Below are 11,700 nucleotides of genomic sequence, written 5' to 3'. Positions count from 1 at the left end.
CCTGCTTCAGCTGTATCTATCGTATCGCTTCGGGCTCTGCTTAGTCGCTGCACGAGTCGGGATCTTCTGGGGTTGCCGCCTCGACATCAATCTTCTCAGCCACTGTATCCCGAATTACGGACATGACGAGTTGCAGCAAGTAGTTCACATCGGTCTGGCTTTGCTGGAATTCCACAACGAGCGGGATATTGTCGAGCTCCTGCTGCAGCTCGTCGAGTTCCTTCTCGATCTTCTCCACCATCGCCTGATTCTGGAACGACTCGAAGGCAACAATTTCCTTTTGCTTCTTCTTCATGGCCGAGATAAGCTCCTGTACCCGATCATGCTTCTGGACGAGCTTCTCCGCCTTCTGGTATTGACTGACTTCCTCTGTCGTGCAAATCATCTCGGCGAGTTGCTTCGCCTTCGCCATAATATCGTCCCGCACAAGCAGATCGCGAGTATTGAAGGAAGGCATGCTGCTGCATGGTGAAGCTTTGGACGAAGAATCATGTGAATGTTGCGTCAATGCGAACCTCTCCCATCTGGATTATCGTATTGTTGCAAAAGAAGCTGCAGGGCTTCCGCATCATGCCGCGTCAGGCCTGCGGGCCGGATCATGCCAAAAGCTCACGCCGGCTAGGAGCTGATTTGCACCTGCTCCGTCACCATTTCACCCTTAATGTAGTAGGACAGGGCATCGTCGATGCGCACGTGAACGAAGCGCCCGATCAGCTCTTCCGAACCTGGAAAATGAACCAGCTTGTTCGTGCGCGTGCGGCCGGATAAAATGTTGGCGTTGTTTTTGCTCACGCCTTCCACCAACACCTCGACGGTCATGCCGATCAGCTTCTCGTTACTCTTGCGGCTCAAATCCGTCATCAGCTCGTTCAAACGGTGGAGCCGCGCTTTCTTCACCTCGAATGGAACACTATCTTCCATCTGAGCCGCAGGAGTGCCCTCGCGCGGCGAGTAGATGAAGGTGAAGGCGGAATCGAACCCGACCTCCTTAACCAAGGTCATCGTCTCCTCGAACTGCTCGTCAGTCTCGCCCGGGAACCCGACGATAATGTCCGTCGTCAGCACGACATCCGGGATCGCTTGCTTTATCTTGCCGGCCAGCTCGAGGAAGCGGGCGCGATCATACTTCCGGCTCATCTTTTTCAATACCTCGCTGCTGCCCGATTGCACCGGCAGATGGATATGCTCCACCAGATTGCCGCGCTTCGCCAGCACTTCTACGAGCCGATCATCGAAATCGCGCGGATGAGAGGTCGTGAAGCGAATGCGAGGGATATCGATTTTATGGATATCATCCATCAGATCGCCGAACGTATATTTCCGGTCCGTGAAGTCTTTGCCGTAGGCGTTGACATTTTGCCCGAGCAGAGTAATCTCTTTGAAGCCTTGCCGCCCCAGCTCACGCACTTCCGCGATGACATCCTCCGGAAGGCGGCTCCGCTCCTTGCCTCGCGTATAAGGCACGATACAGTAGGTACAGAACTTGTCGCAGCCATACATGATGTTCACCCAGGCGCGCATCCCCTCTCGCTTCTTCGGCAGGTTCTCAATGATGTCGCCTTCCTTCGACCATACTTCAATGACCATCTCTTTGTTAAATAAGGCATCGCGGACCAGATAAGGCAGACGGTGAATATTATGCGTGCCGAAGACAAGATCGACGAACGGATGCTTCTGCATAATCCGGTTGACGACAGTTTCTTCTTGAGACATGCAGCCGCACACCCCAAGCAGCAGACCCGGCCGCTCGAGCTTGAGCGTCTTCAGATGGCCGAGCTCGCCGAAGACCTTATCCTCGGCATTTTCCCGGATCGCACATGTATTTAACAGAATGATGTCCGCCATCTGGCGATCATCCGTCTTCCGGTACCCCATCTGTTCGAGCAGCCCGCTCATCGTCTCGGAGTCATGCTCGTTCATCTGGCATCCGAACGTGTAGATCAGATAATGCTTGCCTGTACCCAACTGCTGCAGCTCTGCAGGAACCGCCTCTTCATAATGGACGATGATGTCCTGCTTCCCCCGCTGCTTCTCTGCTCGATGATTAGGCTCCGAAATAATGTTGATTTCGCGACCATTGAGACGAATGCGCTTACTGTGTTCATCCTCCGAAATCACTTTTGCGTTCGAGAAATCAAAATATTTGGAGTAATCCTTCGACTTTTTGCTCATGATGTCGGTCACTCCTTCATATCGTAATGTCATAGATTTAAGGTGAATGATTGATGCCTATTCCAAAAAAAGCATTACAACAAATTATAGCATTATTCCGCGTGCGGAGCCAAGCTAAGAAAAACTTCTGCCGATGTTCACATATAGATGAATGACCTTACGCCCAAGGCCATCGGCATCCGAAAAGGACACAGCAAAAATGCAGCCGCCCTACCGAGCAGCTGCATTCGACGTTCCCGCTTCTATTAATCAACGATTTCAGCCGTGTCCCCGTTCTTCACGCCGGCTGCATTCGCTTCATCCGTATCAATATGCATGTCCAATGCGAAATTGTCATGGACGCGCGCAATCACATTTTCAAAGATAACGCCACGATCTCCGCCTACGCGAACCCGAAGCTTTGCTTTGTCTTGAATGCCCCATTTCTCGGCATCCAAAGTATGGAAATGGATATGGCGAGCCGCCACAATAACCCCTTGCTGCAGTTCTACTTCGCCTGCAGGCCCTTTAATTTGAATGCCTGGTGTGCCTTCGATATTGCCCGATTCCCGAACTGGCGGGTTGACTCCGAGCGTAAATGCGTCCGTGCGCGACACTTCCAATTGAGAAGCCGGGCGCGCAGGGCCTAAAATGCGGACTTTCTTGAACGAGCCTTTCGGGCCGATAACCTCGACGGTCTCATTGGCCGCGAATTGCCCCGGCTGGGACAGCGGCTTGAACTCAGTCAGTTGATAGCCCTCTCCGAACAAAGTCTCGATATCTTGCTGTGTTAAATGAATATGGCGTCCTGACACGCCGACGGGTACGGTTTTCATTTCTCATCCACCTCACGTTGTTGTGATCTCTCTACCTTGTACCACTCCATATTATACTCCCGCCCGGGCAAAAAGTCGACATTTCCGCCTGACCGCCTTTCCCCCTTCTTGAAACTCCAGCAGCCCGAGTCATACATACCGACTAACTTCCGGCGAACACACCTAATTCCCTATGCCTGCCCGATGCATAGACACTGCCCCTATTGAGCCAAAAATCCATACATTTGACCTTTTGACCAATCTCCCATCCCGTCAGTTGTACACCCCGCCTTTTGCTTATTATCCCGTCCCATAAGCTCTACCCCCGCCTTTTGCTCATTATCCCATTCTGTCAGGCTTACACCTAGCCTTTACTCAATATCCCAATCCGTCAGGCGTATACCGGCCTTGCTCACTATCCATCCCGTCTGGCGTATAACCGGCCTTTTGCTCATTATCGCAGCCCGTCAGGCGTACACCTGACCTTTGCTCATTATCCCTTCTTATCAGGGAGTTCCTGCTCCATGGGGATAATGGACACAAGAGTACAGACGGAGGATTTTGGAGCACCTTCACAACCGTGATCCGGGGCATTAGGTCTGATGACACTTTTGTGGTGATTTCCTGATTCATGGGGATATCGAACATAAGTGCGCAGACAGAGGATTGCAGTTCCTTCACGACCACGGTACTGAACATTTAGTGCGCCGTCACTTTAATCGCAACTCCCTGCGTCATGGGGATATCAAGTCATAAGAGGGAAGACGGAGGTCTATTTTTATTTGCATGGGGCAATGAGGGAAATAAAAATAAGGCACGCGCCTCACGACGCATGCCTTAGTGGCGTTGGTTATTTGAATTCCGATACCAATTGGTCAAATTGTTCCGGCGTTATCTGCAAATTTTGATGGGCGAGCGGTTCTTCCCGGAAGCCAGGGACGAGATTCTCGTAGGAGCGGCGGGCCGTATCCTGATAGATCAGTCCGGTTATCATGCCCCCGGTCTCCATTAGCTTCGTCATCGCCATCACGCGGTTCGACGGGTCATAGTTCTCGATGGTGTCGAGATTGATGATGTGCTCCTTGAACCAGTCGTACGTGTTGATCTTGTTGAATGTAACGCACGGGCTGAATACGTTGATGAGCGAGAAGCCTTCATGCTGTATGCCGGCTTCGATTAGCGCGGTCAGCTGCTTCAGATCGCTTGAGAACGACTGTGCAACGAATGTTGCTCCTGACGCAAGTGCAATCTCCAACGGCGACAAGGTCGACTCGATCGCCCCCTCTGGCGTGCTCTTCGTCTTGAATCCGACGGCGCTGCGCGGAGAGGTCTGTCCCTTCGTCAAGCCGTAAATCTGGTTGTCCATCACGATGTACGTAATATTGACGTTCCGGCGAATGGCGTGGACCGTATGCCCCATCCCGATCGCGAAGCCGTCGCCGTCTCCCCCGGAGGCGATAACGGTCAGATCCCGGTTCGCCAGCTTCAGCCCCTGCGCAATCGGCAGCGCGCGTCCATGAATACCGTGGAAGCCGTATGCGTTAATGTAACCGGAGATTCTGCCCGAACATCCAATGCCGGATACGACCGCCAACTGCTCCGGCTCGAGTCCGACATTGGCTGCCGCGCGCTGAATGGCTGCCTGTATGGAGAAATCACCGCAGCCCGGGCACCAATTCGGCTTCACATTGTTGCGGAATTCTTTAAACGTAGCCATTCTTAGACCAGCTCCTTGCTATGATTATACAATTCGGACGGCAGGAACGGAGTGCCATCGTATTTGTTAACACGACGCAGCTTCTCTGCGCAGCCGACATGCAGTTGAATCTGATCCGCCAATTGTCCGGTAGCGTTGTTCTCGATGACAACCACTTGACGGGCCCGTTCTGCATGGGGCTTGAACAGCTCCGCCGGGAACGGGTGGATCTGCCGTACGGTGACATGGTTCGTCTTAATTCCTTCTGCTTCCAGTCGGCGGCGTGCTTCGTCTATCGTTCCGCCGATAGAACCCATGCCTACGAAGAGCAGCTCCGGTTCTTCATGCGGTGTATCGGCATGAATCGCGTTCGTAATCTGCAGGCCCTTGATCTTCCGCATCCGCTTATCCATCATCATCTTCCGGTTGACTGCACTCTCGGATGGGCGCCCGACCTCATTGTGCTCTACGCCGGTCACATGATGCAGTCCGCCCTTCTCCCCAGGGATGACGCGCGGGGAGATGCCGTCCTCCGTCCATTCATAACGCTTGAATTGGCCATGAGGCTCTAGCGGCGGCAGCTCAGATGTCAACTTGCCGCGATCGATGACGATGCGGCCGTAATCAAGCAGCTCGCACGACTGCTTGCCCAGCGATAGCTGCAGATCGGTCATGACGATGACCGGACATTGGTATTTTTCAGCGAGGTTAAATGCCTCGATTGTATCGTAAAAGCACTCTTCGATAGAACTCGGTGCCATGACGATTTTCGGAATCTCGCCATGGGTGCCGTATATCATCGCATTCAGGTCGCTCTGCTCCTGCTTCGTCGGCAGGCCGGTGCTCGGACCCCCGCGTTGTGTATTGACGATGACGACCGGCGTCTCCGTCATTCCCGCCAGCCCGATCGCTTCCGCCTTCAGCGACAACCCCGGACCCGCGGACGCGGTCATTGCCCGAACTCCGCCGTAGTTGGCCCCGATGGCCATCGTGACCGCGGCAATCTCATCCTCGGTCTGAATGACCGTTCCGCCGAACTTCGGCAGCCGCTTGATTAAGTATTCCATAATCTCCGATGCCGGCGTAATCGGATAGGCCGCCATTAAGCGGCATCCTGCGGCGATCGCGCCCAATCCAATCGCATCGTTGCCGATCATGAAGAGCTTCTGCTTCCCGTCCGCCGGTTCAAGCTGGAACTCGGTCAGCGGGCCGCCAGCCTGCTCCAGGATGAATTCCGCCCCGCGGCGCGATGCCTCGATGTTCTTCTCTACGACTGCCGGCCCTTTGCGCCCGAATTCCTCTTCCAGTGCCTTATTGAACACGTCCAGCGGCAATCCGAGCAAAGCCCATGATGCGCCGGAAGCAACCATATTTTTCATCAGTGATGCGCCCAGTTCGTCCGCGATGGCGGTGAATGGAACAGCAAATAGCCGTGCATCGATTCCTTCCGGCACGACTGGCGCGAATTTCGCATCGGCTACGATAACGCCTCCCGGCCGCAATTCTTGCGCGTTCAGATCGATTGTCTCTTGATCGAAGGCGACAAGAATGTCCAGGTCGTCCGATATTGCACGGATTGGCGCTGTGCTGATGCGTATTTTATTATTCGTATGTCCACCCTTGATTCGGGAAGAAAAGTGACGATAACCGTATAGATAATAGCCGAGACGATTCAATGCCGTTGAGAAAATACGATCCGTACTTTCTACACCCTCTCCTTGTTGACCCCCGATTTTCCAAGATAATTGACTAATCAAGCTCGCCCACTCCTTTTGCAAAGTGACTCGCATCCATATTCACTGCCGCGATATAAATAGTTTCAAAAAAATATAACAAGTAAAATATTAGAAAATAGTTGAGTCACTCTCATTCTATGTCCGGGTACTTGAAAAAGCAAGCGATTTCTGCCTCTCCCCCGATAGCGAGATTCGATGGATATGATACCCGACCGAGATGAATATCCATGTTATTGTTCGCGCTCAGGAAGATGGGTCGCAAGAAACGATAATGCATTGACAGAAGAGATCCGCTCTACGAAATCCGGACTGTATCTTTTATGCAGTTCATTTAATAAGTTCGTATACTGTCCCGCATGCTCCAATCGCTCTACCTTCTTGTCGATGCCGTCGAAGTCCGATCCGAACATCAGATGCCGCTCGCCGCCCAATGCAGCGATATGCTCAATATGGCGAAGCAAATGATCAATGGAAGCCTTGTCCCCTTCATGGATGAAATGCGGCACGAACGTAACGCCGATTCTTCCGTCGCGCGCGATAATGGCCCGGATCTGCTGGTCCGTCAGATTGCGCGGATGATCGAGTACGGCCGCCGCATTGGAGTGAGAGGCGAAAATCGGCCGCTCCGTGAGCTCGAGCAGCTCCCAAAATGCCATACGGTTCAAATGCGACACGTCGATGATGAGCCCCAGCCGATCGCATTCTCGGATTAGGCTGCGGCCCAGCGCAGTAAAGCCGGCTTTGCGCTCCTCCAACGTTCCGTCCACCGCCCAGTTCGCATAGTTCCAGGTCAGTCCGATGAAGCGGACTCCCAGCTCGTAAGCCGTGCGGAGATTCACCAAATCTCCTTCCAGCGCGTCTACGCCTTCCAGCGACAGCAGCGATCCGATCTGGTCCGGCTGCTGCTGCCAGCGCTCCAGATCTTCCCGCCAGCGAATGAGACGCATGCCAGGAAGCGTGTTGATGCGCTCCCGCAGCAGATCTATGCTTCGCAGCACCTGCGCAAACTTTGGCGGTCCGGCCAGTGCGGAGTCCTCCAGGAACACCGCGAACACTTGCATGCCGACTCTCCCTTGCTTCAAGCGCGGGAGCGTGACGTCAAAATCCGCTTCTCTTTCGAAGCGGCCTGTGCCATGATACAGCATCTTGTACAGCACATCGCAATGAAAATCGATAATACGAGCGTTCATTTGGCTTCATCCTTTCTCCGTAGCGTGTCCCATCATGGAAAGCAAAAAACCTGCTTACGTCGTAAACAGGCAGAGTAAGGTTCCCCGGTCATTTCCATGTATGCGTTTTTTATCTGGGCTCGACAATTAATTTAATTGCCGTACGGTCTTCGCCGTCAATGACAATATCGGTGAACGCAGGAATGCAAATCAGATCAACCCCGCTTGGTGCGACGAATCCTCGTGCAATCGCAACTGCTTTAATCGCCTGATTCAATGCGCCCGCTCCGATCGCTTGCAGTTCAGCCGCTCCACGTTCACGCAGCACCCCGGCCAATGCGCCCGCGACAGAATTCGGGTTGGATTTAGCTGACACCTTTAATACTTCCATGGAAGGTACCTCCTCGGGAATGATGGTTGACTCCACTATTACAATCTATTCACAAGCGAGCCAAAAATTCCTGTCATCTTCCATCCTGTGCAAAAGAGGTCCCCGGCGGCAGCTAATCCGTTCCTGTTCTTGCCGTAGCGGTGCGGCAGCCGGACTGAGCCGTTCCTGTTCACGCCAAAGCGGTGCGGCAGCCGGACTGCCCGTTCCTATCCATGCCAAAAGCCGTTCAGCCGTCGGGATAATCCGTGCCTGTTCATGCCGTAGCCGTGCGGCGGGGAATCCATCTCGTGACGGTTAGCCTGTCTGTACCGCGTTCCACCCGCTCTCTAGCTCATCATCCACTCGCCTTCGCGAATGCGGATTTTATCCAGCTTGGTCGCTTTGCCGGTCGCTTCGTCTATCTCAACGACCAACGCGTGGAACTGCCATTTGCCTTCATCGACGACGAACCTTACCGGAAGCTGCGTTCTGAACTTGCGCAGCACCGCTTCCCGCTCCATACCAAGCACGCCTTCCCGGGAACCGACCATGCCAACATCGGTCAAATAGGCCGTGCCGTTATGGAGTATCGTGTCATCATTCGTCTGGACATGCGTATGCGTGCCTACGACCAGCGAAGCGCGGCCGTCGAGATGCCAGCCCATCGCAATTTTCTCCGATGTCGCTTCGGCGTGGAAATCGACCAGTATGGCGCGCGGCTTTTTGCCGAGCCCACGCAAAATGTCGTCTGCCTTTTGGAAGGGGCAATCAATGGCCGGGAGGAACGTCCGTCCCTGCAAATTGACAATAACAAGCTCCTTGCCGTTGGCTTTGATGACGGTATGCCCCCTGCCTGGCGTTCCTTCCGGAAAGTTAGCGGGACGCACCATCCGCGTCTCTTCGTCAATCCACTCGAAAATATCTTTGTTGTCCCACGTATGGTTCCCCATCGTAAAGCCATGAACGCCCAAGTCGAGGAATTCCTTCACGATCGCGGCCGTAACGCCCCGCCCGCCGGCGGCGTTTTCCGCATTGGCGATAATGATATGCGGGTTATACTTCTGCTTCAGCTCCGGCAGCAGCTGCTTCACAGCCTTGCGCCCCGTGTTGCCCACAATATCGCCGATAAACAAGACTTTCATGATTGGGTCCTCCTTAAATCAGGAGAAGTGGCCCAGGAGGCCACTTCTCGCACTTACGCTATATCTTTTGCTTATTTCGCATATTCTACCGCACGGGTCTCGCGGATTACCGTTACCTTGATATGACCTGGATAGTCCAGCTCGCTCTCGATTTTCTTCGTAATCTCCCGAGCGAGTCGGTACGCTTCCGCATCGTCAATCTTATCCGGCTGGACCATGACGCGAACTTCGCGTCCAGCCTGGATGGCGTACGATTTCTCCACCCCTTCGAACGACTCGGAAATGTCTTCCAGCTTCTCCAGCCGCTTGATATAGGTTTCGAGCGTCTCACGACGCGCTCCCGGTCTGGCTGCAGACAGCGCATCCGCCGCTGCCACCAGCATTGCGATAACCGATGTCGCTTCGCAATCCCCGTGATGGGATGCGATGCTGTTAATGACTACAGGGTGTTCTTTATACTTTTTCGCCAACTCTACGCCAATCTCGACGTGGGATCCTTCCACCTCGTGATCCAGCGCTTTTCCGATATCATGCAACAGCCCGGCACGACGTGCCAAGGTTACATCTTCGCCCAGCTCTCCCGCCATTAAGCCGGTGAGATATGCCACTTCCATGGAATGCTTGAGCACATTCTGACCGTAGCTCGTACGGAACTTCAGACGTCCCAGAATCTTGATCAGATCCGGATGCAAGCCATGCACTCCGACCTCGAAAGTCGCTTGCTCTCCGTATTCGCGGATCCGCTCGTCGACTTCCTTGCGGGACTTCTCCACCATTTCCTCGATTCGAGCCGGGTGGATACGCCCATCGGCGACCAACTTCTCCAATGCCGTCCGCGCGATCTCCCGCCGTATTGGATCAAATCCGGACAGAATCACCGCTTCCGGTGTATCGTCGATAATCAGATCGATTCCTGTCAGTGTCTCAAGCGCACGGATATTCCGGCCTTCGCGGCCGATAATCCGGCCCTTCATCTCTTCGTTCGGCAATGCCACGACAGAGACCGTCGTCTCTGCTACGTGATCAGCGGCGCAGCGCTGGATAGCAAGCGTAATAATCTCGCGCGAGCGCTTGTCCGCCTCCTCGCGTGCCTGCTGCTCGATATCCTTGATCATCTGCGCAGTCTCGTGCCGCACCTCCTGCTCCACATTGGAGAGGATGATGCTCCGCGCATCTTCCATCGTCAGATTCGAGATCCGTTCCAACTCCGTAACTTGCTGCTGCAGCGTCCGTTCAACCTGCTGCTGGGTCTCTTCGATGCGCTTTTCTTTAGAAGCGACTTGTTCTTCTTTGCGCTCCAGCGACTCCAGCTTTTTATCCAATGACTCTTCTTTTTGTACAACGCGTCTTTCCAGACGTTGAACTTCATTTCGGCGCTCGCGAATGTCTTTCTCCGCTTCGGTGCGCAGTTTATGGATGTCGTCCTTTGCTTCGAGCACCGTTTCCTTCTTCAGTGCCTCCGCTTCCTTGCGCGCGCTGTCCATAATCTGCTCTGCGGCATGCTCGGCACTCGTTATCTTCGCTTCAGCAAGCGATTTGCGAATCAGGTACCCGATTCCAAACCCCAAGATCAATGCGGCCACAACGAGAGCGAGCGCGAGCCAAATGTTCATCTCCATTGCCTCACCTCCCCGTTGGTTGCTCCAAGCACTGCTTGGGACAGGTTTCATTTGTTCAGTTGTTCACGTGTTTCATTACAAAATTCAGGTTCAGATCATGGACCGACGCATGAGCGCCGGCGAAGTGCACGCGCGATGGCGTGCGCCGCCCGAAAGCGGCCAATCGGAAATCATGATATTGGCGAAATGAATCATGTAGAAATCAATTTCTGGAAGTGGAAACTGATTTCGCGATAATAAAGATACATGTTCATTTTATTATTCATGAAAAGATATTGTCAAGCAAATGACGGCGAAGTGCGATTTCTTTGACCCTAGGCTCGGCCTAGACGTCTTCCTCCGCATCGGCTTCCTGCGCCGCCTCCTCGGCAGCGCGGCGGGCCAGGTCCATCGGATAGCCGCGCCGGAGCAAGAAGGCAATCACTTTTTGCTTCCGCATATGCGGCTCGCCCTGCGACTGACGCCATTTCTTAGCGGCAGCGCGCTGCGCCCCGTCCCGCTCCTCCTCCGGGTCGATGGAGGTTAGGGCGGCAGCAATATGATGCTCCTGCACACCCTTCTGCTTCAGCTCCTGCTCAATGAAGCGGCGTCCCTTCGCATGCATCGCCGTCCGTTCGTAGGCCCACTGCTCGGCGTACGCCCGATCGTCCACCAGGTGCTCGTCTTCCAGACGCGAGACGGCCTCCCGCACAATCCCTTCTTCATAGCCTTTCTGACTCAGATGGCGGATCATCTCCATCCTCGTTCTCGGCTTGCGCTGCAGATGGCGCAGCGCCTGCACGTAGGCCTTGTTCCCCTCATCGGCCCGCAATATATCGTCAATCGCATCGATAGCGATGTCCGCTCCTTTTAGAAGGCGGTACTTGATCATGACATCCTCATGCACGTTGAGCGACTCGCCGCTGTCGAAATGCAAGACATAGCGTCCCCGCTGGGTTCGATCCTGCTCCACCCGCATGATCGTAACGATGCGTTCCTCCTTGCTCATCCGTCTGCTCCTCC

10 protein-coding genes are annotated in these 11,700 nt (G+C 54.1%); all 10 read right to left on the bottom strand.

The window, feature by feature from the left end; all coding sequences use genetic code 11:
- Positions 1-40: 40 nt before the first annotated feature.
- The 10 genes from FLT43_RS27845 to FLT43_RS27800 all read right to left on the bottom strand — a co-directional run bounded on the left by FLT43_RS27845 (position 41) and on the right by FLT43_RS27800 (position 11,686).
- Positions 41-457 carry a YlbF/YmcA family competence regulator gene (locus FLT43_RS27845; RefSeq protein WP_087441360.1) on the bottom strand — a complete coding sequence of 139 codons (417 nt, stop codon included), beginning with the start codon at positions 455-457 and terminating at the stop codon, positions 41-43.
- 161 nt (positions 458-618) lie between these two features.
- On the bottom strand, positions 619-2,172 hold the full coding sequence (gene miaB, locus FLT43_RS27840; RefSeq protein ID WP_087441361.1) for a tRNA (N6-isopentenyl adenosine(37)-C2)-methylthiotransferase MiaB: 1,554 nt from the start codon (positions 2,170-2,172) through the stop codon (positions 619-621).
- A gap of 245 nt (positions 2,173-2,417) precedes the next feature.
- Positions 2,418-2,987 (bottom strand): phosphate propanoyltransferase, encoded by a 570-nt coding sequence (locus FLT43_RS27835; RefSeq protein ID WP_087441362.1) that lies wholly within the window; start codon positions 2,985-2,987, stop codon positions 2,418-2,420.
- A gap of 829 nt (positions 2,988-3,816) precedes the next feature.
- Positions 3,817-4,683: a 2-oxoacid:ferredoxin oxidoreductase subunit beta gene (locus FLT43_RS27830; protein WP_087441364.1), complete on the bottom strand. Its 867-nt coding sequence runs from the start codon at positions 4,681-4,683 to the stop codon at positions 3,817-3,819.
- Positions 4,684-4,685: 2 nt separating this feature from the next.
- A complete protein-coding gene (locus tag FLT43_RS27825; protein ID WP_087441365.1) occupies positions 4,686-6,419 on the bottom strand; it encodes a 2-oxoacid:acceptor oxidoreductase subunit alpha in 1,734 nt (577 codons plus the stop codon).
- A gap of 209 nt (positions 6,420-6,628) precedes the next feature.
- Entirely contained in the window at positions 6,629-7,588 is a 960-nt protein-coding gene (locus FLT43_RS27820; protein ID WP_087441366.1) for a dipeptidase, read from the bottom strand.
- Between the two features lie 109 nt (positions 7,589-7,697).
- A complete protein-coding gene (locus FLT43_RS27815; protein ID WP_006286829.1) occupies positions 7,698-7,958 on the bottom strand; it encodes a stage V sporulation protein S in 261 nt (86 codons plus the stop codon).
- Positions 7,959-8,284: 326 nt separating this feature from the next.
- Positions 8,285-9,079 carry a TIGR00282 family metallophosphoesterase gene (locus FLT43_RS27810; protein WP_087441367.1) on the bottom strand — a complete coding sequence of 265 codons (795 nt, stop codon included), beginning with the start codon at positions 9,077-9,079 and terminating at the stop codon, positions 8,285-8,287.
- A gap of 71 nt (positions 9,080-9,150) precedes the next feature.
- The gene (gene rny, locus FLT43_RS27805; protein ID WP_006678358.1) at positions 9,151-10,698 is read right to left on the bottom strand and encodes a ribonuclease Y; all 1,548 of its coding nucleotides are present in this window, start codon (positions 10,696-10,698) and stop codon (positions 9,151-9,153) included.
- Positions 10,699-11,023: 325 nt separating this feature from the next.
- Entirely contained in the window at positions 11,024-11,686 is a 663-nt protein-coding gene (locus FLT43_RS27800) for a regulatory protein RecX (RefSeq protein ID WP_087441368.1), read from the bottom strand.
- Positions 11,687-11,700 lie beyond the last annotated feature (14 nt).

Origin of the sequence: Paenibacillus thiaminolyticus (genome assembly GCF_007066085.1) — a bacterium.
GTDB classification, from domain to species: domain Bacteria; phylum Bacillota; class Bacilli; order Paenibacillales; family Paenibacillaceae; genus Paenibacillus_B; species Paenibacillus_B thiaminolyticus.
The sequence above is the reverse complement of the archived record's forward strand: the minus strand, read 5'-3'. Positions and strand labels throughout refer to the sequence as shown.